The 15,934-nt window shown below is 61.2% G+C and carries 15 protein-coding genes; 12 read left to right on the forward strand and 3 right to left on the reverse strand.

Translation table 11 applies throughout. The features are described 5' to 3' along the window. Positions 1-344: 344 nt before the first annotated feature. A complete protein-coding gene (locus tag J5M58_RS16135) occupies positions 345-1,565 on the reverse strand; it encodes a CaiB/BaiF CoA-transferase family protein (RefSeq protein ID WP_207878727.1) in 1,221 nt (406 codons plus the stop codon). Positions 1,566-1,579: 14 nt separating this feature from the next. Beyond that, positions 1,580-2,761 carry an acyl-CoA dehydrogenase gene (locus tag J5M58_RS16140; protein ID WP_112251756.1) on the reverse strand — a complete coding sequence of 394 codons (1,182 nt, stop codon included), beginning with the start codon at positions 2,759-2,761 and terminating at the stop codon, positions 1,580-1,582. 161 nt (positions 2,762-2,922) lie between these two features. Between J5M58_RS16140 and J5M58_RS16145 the strand changes: the two genes are divergently transcribed. The 10 genes from J5M58_RS16145 (at position 2,923) to J5M58_RS16190 (ending at position 12,737) form a co-directional block, all read left to right on the forward strand. Next, entirely contained in the window at positions 2,923-3,822 is a 900-nt protein-coding gene (locus J5M58_RS16145; RefSeq protein ID WP_112251755.1) for a LysR family transcriptional regulator, read from the forward strand. 437 nt (positions 3,823-4,259) lie between these two features. Then, on the forward strand, positions 4,260-5,381 hold the full coding sequence (locus tag J5M58_RS16150) for a Re/Si-specific NAD(P)(+) transhydrogenase subunit alpha (RefSeq protein WP_112251754.1): 1,122 nt from the start codon (positions 4,260-4,262) through the stop codon (positions 5,379-5,381). A gap of 11 nt (positions 5,382-5,392) precedes the next feature. Further along, on the forward strand, positions 5,393-5,707 hold the full coding sequence (locus J5M58_RS16155) for an NAD(P) transhydrogenase subunit alpha (RefSeq protein WP_003256966.1): 315 nt from the start codon (positions 5,393-5,395) through the stop codon (positions 5,705-5,707). A gap of 2 nt (positions 5,708-5,709) precedes the next feature. Beyond that, positions 5,710-7,146 (forward strand): NAD(P)(+) transhydrogenase (Re/Si-specific) subunit beta, encoded by a 1,437-nt coding sequence (locus J5M58_RS16160; protein WP_015268505.1) that lies wholly within the window; start codon positions 5,710-5,712, stop codon positions 7,144-7,146. 186 nt (positions 7,147-7,332) lie between these two features. After that, the gene (locus J5M58_RS16165; RefSeq protein WP_112251753.1) at positions 7,333-8,826 is read left to right on the forward strand and encodes an acetyl-CoA hydrolase/transferase family protein; all 1,494 of its coding nucleotides are present in this window, start codon (positions 7,333-7,335) and stop codon (positions 8,824-8,826) included. A 382-nt stretch (positions 8,827-9,208) separates the two neighbouring features. Next, the gene (locus tag J5M58_RS16170) at positions 9,209-9,424 is read left to right on the forward strand and encodes a DUF1127 domain-containing protein (RefSeq protein ID WP_112251752.1); all 216 of its coding nucleotides are present in this window, start codon (positions 9,209-9,211) and stop codon (positions 9,422-9,424) included. Between the two features lie 306 nt (positions 9,425-9,730). Beyond that, positions 9,731-10,048 carry a DUF2388 domain-containing protein gene (locus J5M58_RS16175; RefSeq protein ID WP_112251751.1) on the forward strand — a complete coding sequence of 106 codons (318 nt, stop codon included), beginning with the start codon at positions 9,731-9,733 and terminating at the stop codon, positions 10,046-10,048. 85 nt (positions 10,049-10,133) lie between these two features. Next, on the forward strand, positions 10,134-10,427 hold the full coding sequence (locus J5M58_RS16180) for a DUF2388 domain-containing protein (protein ID WP_112251750.1): 294 nt from the start codon (positions 10,134-10,136) through the stop codon (positions 10,425-10,427). Positions 10,428-10,464: 37 nt separating this feature from the next. Further along, positions 10,465-10,785, forward strand: coding sequence for a DUF2388 domain-containing protein (locus J5M58_RS16185; protein WP_003256970.1), 321 nt, complete (start codon positions 10,465-10,467; stop codon positions 10,783-10,785). Further along, positions 10,782-12,737 (forward strand): DUF4105 domain-containing protein, encoded by a 1,956-nt coding sequence (locus J5M58_RS16190; protein ID WP_207878729.1) that lies wholly within the window; start codon positions 10,782-10,784, stop codon positions 12,735-12,737. Before J5M58_RS16185 ends, J5M58_RS16190 begins: the two co-directional genes overlap by 4 nt. 126 nt (positions 12,738-12,863) lie before the next feature. Here J5M58_RS16190 and J5M58_RS16195 read toward each other — a convergent pair whose 3' ends face one another. Next, positions 12,864-13,265 carry a GFA family protein gene (locus J5M58_RS16195; RefSeq protein ID WP_207878731.1) on the reverse strand — a complete coding sequence of 134 codons (402 nt, stop codon included), beginning with the start codon at positions 13,263-13,265 and terminating at the stop codon, positions 12,864-12,866. Between the two features lie 267 nt (positions 13,266-13,532). Between J5M58_RS16195 and J5M58_RS16200 the strand changes: the two genes are divergently transcribed. Both J5M58_RS16200 and J5M58_RS16205 read left to right on the forward strand, forming a co-directional pair. Next, entirely contained in the window at positions 13,533-14,840 is a 1,308-nt protein-coding gene (locus J5M58_RS16200; RefSeq protein WP_015268498.1) for a CitMHS family transporter, read from the forward strand. 71 nt (positions 14,841-14,911) lie between these two features. Next, positions 14,912-15,682, forward strand: coding sequence for a TerC family protein (locus J5M58_RS16205; RefSeq protein WP_112251747.1), 771 nt, complete (start codon positions 14,912-14,914; stop codon positions 15,680-15,682). Positions 15,683-15,934 lie beyond the last annotated feature (252 nt).

The raw sequence follows: 15,934 nt of genomic DNA on the forward strand, positions 1-15,934 counted from the left end.
CAAGCGTTTATTTTGAAGTTTTTTGCGAGAAACTCGTTTAGCTTCAAACACTTGACTCGCTGCGATCTCTCGTAGCGGGAGGCGAATCATACAGCGTTTAAAAGCGCTGTCAACCATCATCTCAACCACTGCGATCTAGCGACCGAAGCACTTCCAATACTACCTGAACCGCCTAACCAATTGATTTTCAAGAAGTTTTGCGCTTCGACCACGTCGGAAGTGGGGCGCATTATAAGGGGATTCGAAACCGCGTCAACCCTTAATTTCGAGAAACCCCGATATCGCTGAAAAGCAAAACGGGGAGGCCTGACGGCCTCCCCGCTTTTCATCAAGGCCAAACGCCCTTAAAGCACACCAGTACTGCGCAGCCGCTGCACCTCACCTGCATCCAGCCCCAATACGCCCTCCAGCACAGCCTCGGTATGCTCACCCAGCAGCGGTGGCGCGCGACGGTACTCAACCGGCGTCTCCGACAGCCGTATCGGGCTCGCCACCTGCGGCACACTCCCCGCCAACGGATGCGGAATACTTACCGCCAATCCGCGCGCCAGCACCTGCGGGTCCTGGAACATCTGCGCCAGGTCATTGATAGGGCCGCACGGCACCCCTGCTGCCTCCAGTTGGCTCACCCACTCCGCCGTGGTCTTGAAGACCGTGGCCTGGCGAATCAAAGGAATCAGCTCGGCCCGGTTGGCCACCCGCATCTTGTTGGTAACGAAACGCGGGTCGTCCGCCCATTGCGGCTGCCCGGCCACCTCGGCGAACTTGCGAAACTGGCTGTCGTTGCCCACGGTAAGGATGAAGTCGCCATCCGCGGTCGGAAAATCCTGATAAGGCACGATATTGGGGTGCGCATTACCCAGGCGACGAGGAGGGTTGCCCGTGGTCAGATAATTCATCGCCTGGTTCGCAAGGCAGGCCACCTGCACATCCAGCAACGCCATGTCGACATGCTGGCCCACCCCAGTCTGCTCGCGATGGGCGAGGGCAGCGAGGATTGCCACAGTTGAATACAACCCGGTAAGGATATCAGTCAGCGCCACCCCGACCTTGACCGGCCCCGCACCCTCTTCACCCTCCGGGCGGCCGGTCAGGCTCATCAGCCCGCCCAGCCCCTGGATCATGAAGTCATAACCCGCGCGCTTGGCATAAGGCCCGGTCTGGCCAAACCCCGTAATGGAACAATAGATAAGCCGCGGGTTGATCGCCTTCAGGCTCTGGTAGTCCAGGCCATAGGCAGCCAATCCGCCTACCTTGAAGTTCTCGATGACGATATCGGACTTCGCCGCCAGTTCACGCACCAGGCGCTGCCCCTCGGCCTGGGTGAAGTCGATGGTCACCGAGCGCTTGTTGCGGTTGGCCGACAGGTAATAGGCCGCCTCACTGGTGTTCTCACCCTCGGCATCCTTGAGGAAGGGCGGCCCCCACGAACGGGTATCGTCTCCACTGCCAGGGCGCTCGACCTTTATCACATCGGCGCCAAGGTCAGCGAGAATCTGGCCAGACCATGGGCCGGCCAACACGCGAGAAAGGTCCAGCACCCGCAGATGTGATAGCGCGCCCATGGGCTGGCTCCTTATCAATAGAAGGCCTGGATACCAGTCTGCGCACGCCCCAGGATCAGCGCATGCACATCGTGGGTACCTTCATAGGTGTTGACCACTTCCAGGTTGACCAGGTGGCGGGCCACGCCGAACTCATCGGAAATACCATTGCCACCCAGCATGTCACGCGCCATACGGGCAATATCTAGCGCCTTGCCGCAGGAGTTGCGCTTCATGATCGATGTGATCTCCACCGCAGCCGTGCCTTCGTCCTTCATCCGCCCCAGACGCAGGCAGCCCTGCAGCGCCAGGGTAATCTCGGTCTGCATGTCGGCCAGTTTCTTCTGGATCAGCTGGTTGGCAGCCAATGGACGGCCGAACTGCTGACGGTCCAGGGTGTATTGACGCGCGGTGTGCCAGCAGGCTTCCGCGGCGCCCAGCGCCCCCCACGAGATGCCATAGCGGGCGGAGTTCAGGCAGGTGAACGGGCCTTTGAGGCCGCGTACATCCGGGAAGATGTTTTCCTCTGGCACGAAGACGTTGTCCATGACGATTTCGCCAGTGATCGAGGCGCGCAGGCCGACCTTGCCGTGGATCGCCGGCGCACTGAGGCCCTCCCAACCCTTTTCCAGGACAAAGCCGCGGATATCACCCGCATCGTCCTTGGCCCATACCACGAATACATCGGCGATCGGGCTGTTGGTGATCCACATCTTGCTGCCGGTCAGGCGGTAGCCGCCCTCGACCTTCCGGGCACGAGTGATCATCGAACCCGGGTCGGAGCCGTGGTTAGGCTCGGTCAGGCCGAAGCAACCGATCCATTCACCGCTAGCCAGTTTGGGCAGGTACTTCTGCTTTTGTGCCTCGGTACCGAACTCGTTGATTGGCACCATCACCAGCGACGACTGCACGCTCATCATCGAACGGTAGCCGGAGTCGATACGCTCTACCTCGCGAGCAATCAGGCCATAGCACACGTAGTTCAGGCCACTGCCACCGTATTGCTCGGGAATGGTGGCGCCCAGCAACCCGACCTCGCCCATTTCACGGAAGATCGCCGGGTCGGTCTGCTCATGACGGAAGGCCTCGAGCACGCGCGGGGCCAGCTTGTCCTGGGCGAACTGATAAGCGCTGTCACGCACCATGCGCTCTTCTTCAGTGAGCTGCTGATCTAGCAGCAGCGGGTCGATCCAGTTGAAGCTTGCTTTACCGGCCATGAGCGAAATCCTCGAAATAGTGGGCAGTTTCTTGTGCCTTTGAGCCTAGGCCTGATCGTCCGCCGGGACAAACGAGGATTGCGCACCAATTAGTGATAATTTGTCACTTCGTAAATCGGCAAAACGCCATATTGACAGCCTGACGAGTGAGGTTGACGTACATGCGTCGCAAGATACCCAGCACCGCCGCCCTGGTATGCTTCGAGGCAGCGGCGCGCAACGAGAGCTTTACCAAAGCCGCCCAGGAACTTGCCCTGACCCAAGGCGCCGTCTGTCGGCAGATAGGTGGCCTGGAAGCTTTCCTTAATGTGGAACTGTTCCGTCGCTCGCGCCGCGGCGTGAAGCTGACCGAAGCCGGCCTGTCCTATAGCCGGCAGGTGGCCGCCCAACTGGACGCGGTAGAGCGCGATACCTTGTCGGTAATGCGCCAGCAGGGCGCCAACGTGATCGAGCTGGCCGTCGTGCCCACCTTCGGTACCCAATGGCTGCTACCGCGCCTCAAGGACTTCCAGCAGCGCCACCCGGAGGTCACCGTCAACCTCACCAACCGCACCCGGCCATTCCTGTTTGCTGACACCACCTTCGATGCCGCTATCTATTTCGGCGATGCCGACTGGTCCGGCACGCAGTCGCACCGGCTGATGGGGGAAAACCCGGTACCGGTGTGCAGCCCAGCGCTGCTGGCCGGGCAGGGCGAACTCGACGCGCTGCGCATTGCCCAATTGCCACTGCTGCAGCAGAGCACGCGCCCCTATGCCTGGCGGCAATGGTTCGGCAGCGTCGGCATGAATGTGGAACGCGACATGACAGGCCCGCGCTATGAACTATTCTCGATGCTCGCCCAGGCGGCCATGCATGAGATGGGCATCGCCCTGATTCCGCCGTTCCTGATACAGCGCGAGTTGGAGGAGGGTAGGTTGGTGGTCGCTAACAGGCATGCCCTGAGTAGTGACAAGGCCTACTATCTGATGATTCCGGAGCGCAAGGTTGAGTCGGCTTCGCTGCGCGCCTTCCGCGACTGGCTGGTAAGCCAGGCGCAGGCGTACACGGCCAAGACATGACAGAGCACGACAAAGCTGACCTCGTAGTCAATTATTTTTAACACCTACAGATATATGTATTTGTCGCATCCACATAAACTGTTATGCAGATGCAAAAATCCCCTTTAACCCTGCTTACGGCGCGGCTTTGCCGGTTATTTTGCGACATTCACAAAGCCATAAGCGAATTGACCGCAAATTTTTTGTTTTTTTCTCCTAATCTGCCAATAGCCCATGTTTGACGGGCCGCAGCCCGACTGTTGCGACATACGGTCACAGGGTGACTTGTAGTTTTAACTTCGTTTCGCTTCAGAACTGGTTGAAGGCCCCTGGCTTCGTCTGCAAAATGCTTCGCCCGCCCGGGATTCGGCGGGTCGGCGCTCCACAGCCGCCCCAGCGCACCATCCGAAGTGTGCTGGCTTTTACAAAGACAAAAGGTCACCGCAGGAGAAATAGTCGTGCACATTGGTGTTCCTCTCGAGACGCAGACCGGTGAGACAAGGGTCGCTGCGACCCCGGAAACCATCAAGAAACTGATTGGCCAGGGCCATCAGGTCACCGTCCAACGGGGGGCAGGGCTCAACGCCAGCATTCCGGACAGTGCCTATGAGGCCGTGGGCGCTTCCCTGGGGAGTGCAGCCGATGCCTACGGTGCCCAATTGGTGCTTAAAGTGGTCGCCCCCAGCGACCAGGAACTGGCCCTGATCAACAGTGGCAGCCTCCTGGTGGGCATGCTCAACCCCTTTAACAGTGAGCTGATCGGCAAGATGGCCGAGCGCGGCATTACCGCATTCGCCCTGGAAGCCGCGCCGCGCACCTCGCGGGCGCAGAGCCTGGACGTGCTGTCGTCGCAGGCCAATATCGCCGGCTACAAGGCGGTGTTGCTGGCTGCTCATCACTACCCACGATTCATGCCCATGCTGATGACCGCCGCCGGCACCGTAAAAGCCGCGCGCGTGCTGATCCTGGGCGCGGGCGTTGCCGGCCTGCAGGCCATTGCCACGGCCAAGCGCCTGGGCGCGGTGATCGAGGCGTCCGACGTACGCCCGGCCGTGAAGGAGCAGATCGAATCGCTGGGTGCCAAGTTCATCGACGTACCCTACGAAACCGATGAAGAGCGCGAGTGCGCCGAAGGTGTCGGCGGTTACGCCCGGCCGATGCCGGCAAGCTGGATGCAGCGCCAGGCCCAGGCCGTGCACGAGCGCGCCAAGCAGGCGGATATCGTCATTACCACTGCTCTGATCCCGGGGCGCAAGGCACCGACCTTGCTCAGCGCCGAAACCGTAGCGCAGATGAAGCCTGGCTCGGTGGTCATCGACCTCGCAGCAGCCCAAGGCGGCAACTGTCCACTGACTGTCGCCGACCAGGTGGTACAGGAGAACGGCGTGATCATCGTCGGCCCGACCAACCTGCCGGCCCAGGTGGGCGCCGATGCCTCGGCGCTGTATGCACGCAACCTGCTGGACTTCATGAAGCTGCTGTTCGACAAGGACGGCGCGCTGGTCATCAACCTCGAAGACGATATCGTCGCGGCCTGCCTGATGTGCCGTGATGGTCAGGTCGTCCGTAAGAACGGCTAAGGAGCACGACAATGGAAGACATGCTGATATCCCATGGCATCTACAACCTGATCATCTTCGTGCTGGCCATTTATGTGGGCTACCACGTGGTGTGGAACGTTACCCCGGCGCTGCACACGCCGCTCATGGCCGTGACCAACGCCATCTCCGCGATCGTCATCGTCGGCGCCATGCTGGCCGCCGCCCTGACGGTGACACCGGCCGGCAAGCTCATGGGCACCCTCGCAGTGGCGCTGGCCGCGGTCAACGTGTTCGGTGGCTTCCTGGTCACCCGTCGCATGCTCGAGATGTTCAAGAAGAAAACCAAGAACGAGGCGCAGAAGTAAGCATGAGCATGAATCTGGTAACGCTCCTCTACCTCGTCGCCTCGGTGTGCTTCATCCAGGCGCTCAAGGGCCTGTCGCACCCGACTACCTCGCGGCGCGGCAACCTGTTCGGCATGATCGGCATGGGTATTGCCATCGTCACTACGGTCGGCCTCATTTACAAGCTTGGGGCCGAGCTTGCTACCGCCGGTATCGGCTACGTTCTCGTGGGCCTGCTGGTCGGCGGCACCGCCGGATCGATCATGGCCAAGCGGGTCGAGATGACCAAGATGCCGGAACTGGTCGCCTTCATGCACAGCATGATCGGCCTGGCTGCGGTGTTCATCGCCATAGCCGCGGTGCTGGAGCCGCAATCGATGGGCATCGTTGCCGCCATGAGCGACCCGATCCCCACCGGCAACCGCCTGGAACTGTTCCTCGGCGCAGCCATCGGTGCCATTACCTTCTCCGGCTCGGTCATCGCCTTCGGCAAGCTGTCGGGCAAGTACAAGTTCCGACTGTTCCAGGGCGCACCGGTACAGTTCGCCGGCCAGCACAAGCTGAACCTGATCCTCGGCCTTACCACTATCGCCCTGGGCCTGCTGTTCACCTTTACCGGCCACTACAGCGCCTTCACCCTGATGCTGGTTTTGGCCTTCATCATGGGCGTGCTGATCATTATTCCGATCGGGGGCGCCGACATGCCGGTGGTGGTGTCAATGCTCAACAGCTATTCGGGCTGGGCAGCAGCCGGTATCGGCTTCTCGCTGAACAACTCGATGCTGATCATCGCAGGCTCCCTGGTCGGATCGTCCGGTGCCATCCTTTCGTACATCATGTGCAAGGCGATGAACCGTTCGTTCTTCAACGTCATCCTCGGTGGCTTCGGTGGTGATACCGATGCTGGCGCGGCGCAGGGCTCCAAAGAACAGCGCCCGGTGAAGTCCGGCTCGGCCGACGATGCCACCTTCCTGCTCAGCAACGCCGACAGCGTGATCATCGTCCCAGGCTATGGCCTGGCGGTGGCTCGCGCCCAGCATGCGCTCAAGGAACTGACCGAGAAGCTGAGCCACAACGGCGTGACCGTGAAGTACGCGATCCACCCGGTGGCGGGCCGCATGCCCGGGCACATGAACGTGCTGCTGGCGGAGGCAGAAGTGCCATACGACCAGGTGTTCGAGATGGAAGACATCAACGCCGAGTTCGGCCAGGCCGATGTGGTGCTGGTACTGGGCGCCAACGACGTGGTCAACCCGGCGGCAAAGAACGATCCGAAGTCGCCGATCGCAGGCATGCCGATCCTCGAAGCGTTCAAGGCCAAGACCATCATCGTCAACAAACGCTCGATGGCCAGCGGCTATGCCGGCCTGGACAACGAACTGTTCTACCTCGACAAGACCATGATGGTGTTCGGCGACGCCAAGAAGGTCATCGAAGACATGGTGAAGGCGGTGGAGTGACAACGGCCGCTGCAAACCAGCAGATATGAAGGAAGCCCCGGTCAGAATCTGCCGGGGCTTTTCTTTTATTGATCCGGATCAACGGCTCTATTCCAAGGCTCCTCATACGACCATGGTCGTGGGACGGCAGGGGGCGAAGTCTCTAGACTGCGCTGCAGTAGTTTCAGTAGCCCGAGATAACAATCCATGTACCGTGATCGTATCCGCTTGTCCTCCCTGCACAGCAAGGTAATGAGTGCGGCTGATGCCGCTGGTCTGATCGAGGACGGCATGACCGTCGGCATGAGCGGTTTCACCCGCGCCGGCGAAGCCAAGGCCGTACCACATGCACTGGCCGAACGTGCCAAGCAGTCGCCACTGAAAATCAGCCTGATGACCGGCGCCAGCCTGGGCAACGACCTGGACAAGCAACTGACCGAGGCTGGCGTACTGGCTCGCCGCATGCCGTTCCAGGTCGACAGCACCCTGCGCAAGGCCATCAACGACGGCCAGGTGATGTTCATCGACCAGCACCTGTCGGAAACCGTCGAGCAGCTGCGCAACCAGCAGCTGAAGCTGCCGGACATCGCGGTCATCGAAGCCGTGGCCATCACCGAGCAGGGCCACATCGTGCCAACCACCTCGGTGGGCAACTCGGCCAGCTTCGCGATCTTCGCCAAGCAGGTAATTGTCGAGATCAACCTCTCGCACAACACCAACCTCGAAGGCCTGCACGACATCTATATCCCGACTTACCGCCCGACCCGCACGCCAATCCCGCTGGTCAAGGTCGACGACCGTATCGGCAGCACCGCCATCCCGATCGACCCGGCCAAGATCGTCGGCATCGTCATCAGCGACCAGCCAGATTCGCCGTCCACCGTATTGCCGCCGGATGACGAAACCCAGGGCATTGCCGACCACCTGATCAACTTCCTCAAGAAAGAAGTCGAAGCTGGCCGCATGACCAACAAGCTTGGCCCGCTGCAGGCCGGTATCGGCAGCATCGCCAACGCAGTGATGTGCGGCCTGATCGAGTCGCCGTTCGAAGACCTGACCATGTACTCCGAAGTACTGCAGGACTCCACCTTCGACCTGATCGATGCCGGCAAACTGAGCTTCGCCTCGGGCAGCTCGATCACCTTGTCGACCCGCCGCAACGCCGACGTGTTCGGCAACCTGGAACGTTACAAGGACAAGCTGGTACTGCGCCCGCAAGAAATTTCCAACCATCCGGAAGTGGTCCGTCGCCTGGGCATCATCGGTATCAACACCGCGCTGGAGTTCGATATCTACGGCAACGTCAACTCCACCCATGTCTGCGGCACCAGGATGATGAACGGCATCGGCGGCTCGGGTGACTTCGCCCGTAACGCACACCTGGCTGTGTTCGTCACCAAGTCGATTGCCAAGGGTGGCGCGATTTCCAGCGTGGTGCCGATGGTCAGCCATGTCGACCATACCGAGCACGACGTTGACATCCTGGTCACCGAGCAAGGCCTGGCCGACCTGCGTGGCCTGGCGCCACGTGAGCGCGCCCGGGCGATCATCGACAACTGTGTGCACCCGGACTATCGCGCAGCGCTGAATGACTACTTCGATCGCGCCTGCCAGCGTGGCGGCCATACCCCGCACATCCTGCGTGAAGCCCTGAGCTGGCACGAGAATCTGGAAGAAACCGGGCGCATGCTGGCTAGCTGATCCAGTTGTGGTACGGAACGGCGGCCCTGCTTCCGCTGTTCCGGTCTTTATCCTTGTGATCCTGGGGCCGCTTTGCGGCCCTTTCGCGACGCAAGGCCGCTCCTACAGGCCAGCATTACAGTGTTTTGTAAAAAACTGTACTACTGTACTGGTTGCTTTTAGCTCTTCCGCCCGAAAAATCTCTTCACCGAAGCCATAACGCACCAAACAAGTGCGGACCAGTACAGTTGCGCCTATTTCGAGTGCAACAGTAGGGTTACACAGTTAACTGGACCATCGTCTTTCAACCGAACTGTATCTACTGTTATGGACGACAGAGGAGGATCATTGGCATCAGTTAAATCACTACCTAATCCCGCCATAAGCGGAAGGATGAAGCATCATGGAACGTACCCTCAGTTCCGGTCTGGTTTTCGAAAGCAACGCCCAGCAGTCCAACACTTCGCTGCCGCTGCGCGCCCTGTCTACCCTGCTGCTGTGGCAGCGCCGTATGGCCAGCCGCCGTCAACTGGCTCGCCTGGACGCCCGCCTGCTGGCTGACGCTGGTATCAGCGAGTCGCAGCGTTACGAAGAGCTGAGCAAGCCTTTCTGGCGCTAAGCTCCGGCTTGCCGGCTTCGGCCGGCACCGCGAATTCCCAAAACCCGTTGCAGGTGACTGCGACGGGTTTTTTGTTTGCAGACGGCACGCCAGAGCCTTTCGCAGGTACACGTGTACAGTTTCTAAAATCTAAAAAACGGCCAGAACAGTTTATTAGCGCGCTGTTCATTAACATCCAGAAACACCGGCGCGTGATACGCTTGGCGTAACAGTCTGGTAGAACGCACTGTTGAAAAGTACCGCGACGAGCTGTGCGAGCGTCCGATAAAGCAGAACCACCCGACCCTAGTCCAGGAGTCCACGATCATGTCCCGTAAATACCTGATTGGCGCCGCCCTGTTGCTGAGCCTGGCCGGCACCGCAAACGCCACCAGCTTCGTTGTCACCACCGACGCCGTCGTTGGCGCGGTAGCCGCGTCCACCGATGCAACATCCGATATTTCCTCCTCGTTCCGTGACGACAAGATCGTCCAGGCCGCCCGTGACGACGCCGCCAGCTTCGTTGGCAGCCAGGGCGACATCCGTGGTGCCAAGCTGGAAAGTGCTTTCCTGCACATCCGCTCGCAGATGCCAGCCCTGCAGGCCAGCGACGCACAACTGGCCCAGGCCATCCTGGCGCTTTGACACTGGCTGAGCAGTTCGGCTGTGCTGGCCACCAGCACAGCCTTATCCACCTTTGCCACTCACGCTTACAGCTGTTGTAGAGCCCATGCGTTATCTGTTGCCGTTGCTGTTCTCCGTTGTTGGCATGGCCAGCGCCCATGCCATGGATACCACTACGCAAAGCCTGGTCATCACAGGCTATGTCACCAGCCAGGTCACCACCGCACCGTTCGACCGCAAACTGGTCCGCCAGGCCCAGGACGATGCCGCGGCCTTCGTCGCCAGCGACGGCCAGATCCGCGGTGCGCGGCTGGAGGCGGCGCTGGAATCATTACGCCACAATTACGCTCGGCATACCGTCGGCGATCTGGAACTGGCGCAGGCAATTCTCGTCCAATAACTACATCTGACTCCCTGTATTTTTTCGGAGATGCTCCATGCGTAAACCGCTGATTGCCGCTACCCTCGGCATGTTGCTGCTGGCCGACCTGGCCCAGGCACAGACCCTGGTGGCCACCAGCAATATCATCGTGCGGGCCTTTGGCCGTTCGATCGATTTCACCTCTGACACCACCACCTCGATCCGCGATTCCAAAGTGGTGCGCGAGGCCCATGACGACGCCGCCAGCTTCGTCGCCAGCAACGGCGATATCCGCGGCGCTCAGCTCGAGGCCGCCTTCAACACCCTGCGCGAGCGCGTGCCGCAAGCGCGCGATGCCAGCGACCAGGTACTGGCCGAAGCCATCCTCGCGCTGTGAACCGCGTGCGCGCCTGGCTGCTCGGCTGCGCCCTGACGCTGCTCGGCACGCCCGCCTTGGCCGACCTGCAGCTCGAGCTGCAGGCGTCCGGCCTTGACTCGCAGCAGGCCCAAGCCACTCAGGCTCTGCTCGACGAAGCCATGGGCAAGCTGCCCCCTGGCTTCAAGCAACAGCTGAATCGCCGCGTGCGGGTCAGCTGGAACGACAACATGCCGGCCGACGCCTATGGCCAGGCATCGCTGGTATCTACCCTCGAACTCAATCGCCGCCTGCTGCCCAGCCTCACCGATGGCAGTGCTGCCACCAAGCGCACCAACCGCCCACATGGCACGGTTCGAGAAGAACTGCTGGCCACCGTGCTGCACGAACTCACCCATATCTACGACCGTGCCCGGCTGTGGCCCAGCGCCGAGAACGCGCTGATCGCCCGCTGCAAGCGCCAGCAAGGTACGTTGGGCAAAGTCGGCCTGCCAGAAGCCTGCCGTGGCCAGGCCGAACGCCGCTTCACCCTCAGCGACGACCCGCGGCTGCTCGACCTGGCCGGCTGGCAGCAGTACGTGGGCCGACGCGGCGAGCGCGAGCAGCACAACGGCCAGTTCGTGCGCAGCCCCGACAGCTATGAACTGAGCAGCCCCAAGGAGTACATCGCGGTCAACATGGAGTACTTCCTCCTCGACCCGAGCTACGGCTGCCGCCGTCCGGCGCTGAACCAGTACCTGCGCGAACACTTCGGCTGGGCACCGCAACAGGACACTTGCGCCAAGGGCCTGCCGTTCATCAATGCCGGCAGCGACTTCGCCCGCCAGCCTCTGGGCGAAATCGACCCCGAGCGGGTCTATGAGGTGGACTACCTGCTGGCCGAAGCCAACCAGAACCTGGTCAGCCGCTGGGGCCACAGCATGCTGCGCCTGGTGATCTGCAAGCCGGGCCGCCCACGCGGGCCGGACTGCCGTCTGGACCTCGACCAGAGCCTGGTGCTGTCGTACCGAGCCTTTGTCAACGATGTGCAGCTTTCCAGCTGGGACGGCCTGGTCGGCGCCTATCCCTCGCGCCTGTTCGTGCTGCCGCTGGGCCAGGTGATCGACGAATACACCAAGACCGAATTGCGCAGCCTGGCGTCGGTGCCCTTGCGGCTCAACCGCGAGGAGATCGAGAACCTGGTGCGGCAGGCCGCCGAAATGCACTGGAGCTACGACGGCAACTACTGGTTCCTGTCCAACAACTGCGCAGTAGAGTCGTTGAAGCTGCTGCGCAGCGGCACCGCCAACCCACGCCTGAACGACCTCGACAGCATCATGCCCAATGGCCTGCTGGCCGTGCTCAAGGGCAGGGGCCTGGCCGACACCAGCGTGCTCGACGACCCCCGCGAGGCGCTGCGCCTGGGTTATCGCTTCGATTCTTACCGCGACCGTTACCAGGCCATGTTCGAGGTATTGAAGAAGCAGTTGCCAATCAAGCAGGCCAAGGTCGAAGACTGGCTGGCCCTGGATGCCGAACAACGGCGGGGCTGGTTCGCCCGGGCCGACCTGCGCACCAGCGCCGCCTTGCTGCTGCTTGAGCAGGCCAGCTTGCGCCGGCAACTGCTGCTGGCCCAGGACGAGGTCAAGCAGCGCTACCTGAACGCCGCTGCGCTGAACGATGGCAGCGTCAGCAAGGCCGATGCGACCCTCAGGCAGATGCTTGCCAACAGTGGCTTCCTCAGCCGCCCGGCAGAGTTGCTCGACAGCAAGGGCTACGGGCTGCCTCAGCCGCAGGAGCGCAAGCACCTGGAGCAGGTCAGCAGCGAGCGGCAAGCGCAGTTGCTGCGCTTGAGCACCAGCCTGGACAAAGAGGTGAGGGCACTGCTGGAGCCGTCGCGGGCCAGGGAGATTGCAGCGGTGGAAGCCAATGTGAAGCAGGTGGGCGAGCATCTGCGGGCATTGCACAAGGCTGCAGGAGGCCTGCAGTTGTAAGTACGGCTGTACCGGCCCTATCGCCGGCAAGCCAGCTCCCACAAGACCACCACAGGTCTGAAGGTGGTGGGACACCTGTGGGAGCTGGCTTGCCGGCGATAGGGCCAGCAGCACCAACACAATCTCTTACAGGTTCTCCTCCGCCTCCGAAGGCAAATCCTCGTCCAGATGCAACCAAGGCAACCGGCTACCCACCCAGATATGCCGGTTGGCCCTGACCCGTTCCGGGTGGTCCAGGGTCGCCACCGTCACATCCACTGTCTCCGGGCTATGTGTAGTCACCAACGCCACATGCGCCCCGCAATGCCCACAGAAGTACCGGCTGCAACTGGCCGGTGCCACATAGCAGTTCGGCTCGCCCGCCAGCCACTGGAACCCCGAGCGGGGCAGGGTGAGCCAGGTCACCACCAGCCCGCCGCTGACCCGCCGGCAGATCGAACAATGGCAATGGGCAATGTCCGTCAGGTCGCCCTCCAACCGATAACGCAAGGCGCCACAATGGCAGCCACCCTCGGTCACATCCTGCATCACCTACCTCTCGTCGCCTTTGCTTCGGCGAAAGCTGGCTGAAAGCTTGCCCTCATAGGATAGCCCCCACTACCGGCACAAGACCGGTCAGCCAGGGCACCCGGTAACCACCGCGCCCGGCCCAATCAACAACAACAATGGTGATTCTGATGTATTCCTGTGCCCGATTTTCCGTAGCCTCCCTCCGCATGCTCCACGCACAGCGCCAAACGCGCTGATCCGCCCGAATCGACTTTCCTTTCGCCGCGCCACGCCTGGAGTATTGCCATGCTGACCTTCCTCGGCTTTGCCATGGTCATCACCTTCATGTACCTGATCATGACCAAGCGCCTGTCGGCCTTGATCGCGCTGATCCTGGTACCGATCCTGTTCGCCCTGTTCGGCGGTTTTTCCGCCAAGATCGGCCCGATGATGCTCGAGGGCATCAGCAAGCTCGCACCTACCGGCGTGATGCTGATGTTCGCCATCCTCTACTTCGCCCTGATGATCGACTCCGGCCTGTTCGACCCGGCCGTGCGCAAGATCCTCAAGCTGGTCAAGGGTGACCCGCTGAAAGTCTCGGTCGGTACCGCAGTACTGGCCCTGGTGGTCTCGCTCGACGGTGACGGCGCCACCACCTACATGATCTGCTGCGCCGCCATGCTGCCGATGTACAGCCGCCTGGGCATGAGCCCGCGGATCATGGCCGGCCTGATCATTCTCGCCGGCGGGGTGATGAACATGACCCCCTGGGGTGGCCCGACCGCCCGCGCCGCCAGCGCACTGCACGTGGACCCGTCGGACATCTTCGTGCCGATGATCCCGGCCATGCTGTTCGGCGTGCTGGCGATCCTGGCCATCGCCTACATGTACGGAAAGCGCGAACGTGCCCGCCTGGGCGAACTGCACCTGCCCACCGACGACATCGACCACAGCGAAATCACCGTTTCGCAGTACCCGGACGCACGCCGGCCAAAGCTGCTGTACTTCAACGGTGCCCTGACCGCAGCCCTGATGGTCGCGCTGATCGCCGGCGTGCTGCCGTTGCCGGTGCTGTTCATGATCGCCTTCAGCATCGCCATGATCGTCAACTACCCGTGCCTGCAGCAGCAGAAAGACCGCATCGCCGCCCACGCAGGCAGCGTGCTGGCGGTCACCGGGCTGATCTTCGCCGCTGGCATCTTCACCGGCATCCTGTCGGGCACCGGCATGGTCGACGCCATGTCCAAGAGCCTGCTGTCGGTCATCCCCGAGGCGCTGGGCCCATACCTGGCGGTGATCACCGCGATCGTGAGCATGCCGTTCACCTTCTTCATGTCCAACGACGCCTTCTACTACGGCGTGCTGCCGGTGCTGGCCGAAGCTGCCAGCCACTACGGCATCAGCCCGGTGGAAATGGCCCGTGCGTCGATCGTCGGGCAGCCGGTACACCTGCTCAGCCCCCTGGTACCCTCCACCTACCTGCTGGTGGCCCTGGCCGGCATCGAGTTCGGCGATCATCAGCGCTTCACCTTGAAGTGGGCAGTGCTGGTGTGCCTGTGCATAATGCTCGCCGCGCTGCTGATGGGCATTTTTCCGCTGTTCAGTAGTCTTTAATAAACGCGTATTTCCCTAACGCAACGCGCCCTGATACGGGCGCGTCGCCTTTACCGTTCGAAGGAAAACAAATGGAATGGCTGACCAGCCCGGAAATCTGGGTTGCCTTTTTTACCCTTACCGCGCTTGAGATCGTCCTCGGTATCGACAACATCATCATGATCTCGATTCTGGTCAGCCGCATGCCCAAGCACATGCAGCCGCGCACCCGGATCTTCGGCCTGGCCCTGGCCATGGTCACCCGTATCATGCTGCTGCTCTCGATCACCTGGGTCATGCGCCTTACCGCCGACCTGTTCGTGGTCCTTGGCCAGGGCATCTCCGGGCGTGACCTGATCCTGTTCTTTGGTGGCCTTTTCCTGCTGTGGAAAAGCTCGCAAGAGATCTACCACGGCCTGGAAGGCGAGGACGAGAACGCGGAAGAACCCAAAGGCGCAGGTGGCAAGTTCTTCTATACCATCATCCAGATCGCCATCATCGACATCGTGTTCTCGCTGGACTCGGTGATCACTGCAGTGGGCATGGTGTCCCACGTACCGGTAATGATCGCCGCGATCATCGTCGCCGTGCTGGTGATGATGCTGTGCGCAGGCGCCATCAGTGACTTCATCGACAAGCACCCGTCGCTGAAGATGCTCGCACTTTCTTTCCTGATCGTGGTCGGTACCGTGCTGATCGCCGAAGCTTTCGACGTGCATGTGCCGAAAGGCTACGTCTACTTCGCCATGGCGTTCTCGCTGGCAGTGGAAGCCATCAACATTCGCATGCGCACTGCCTTGGCCCGCAAGAACGGCAAAGAGCATGACCCAGTGAAACTGCGCAAGGACATTCCGGGTCAATAAGATCAGGAAGTGCAGGATATAAAGGGCCCTTCGCAGGGCCCTTTTCATTTTTGGATGACTGGAATGCAGCTTTTCTGTGCCGACCTCTTCGCGGGTAAACCCGCTCCCACAGGCCGCACAGAAATCATTCATTTCCCGTGTGTTTCAAATAAATGGCAGCCATGCGAAGCTGGCGACAGCTGCGCAAAACAACTAAAGCTTTGAGTGAGCACTGAAAATTCTTCAAACGCTCACGCTTCGTCTCTTGGCCCT

Origin of the sequence: Pseudomonas sp. 32_A, from assembly GCF_017490905.1 — a bacterium.
Taxonomy (GTDB): Bacteria; Pseudomonadota; Gammaproteobacteria; order Pseudomonadales; family Pseudomonadaceae; genus Aquipseudomonas; species Aquipseudomonas inefficax.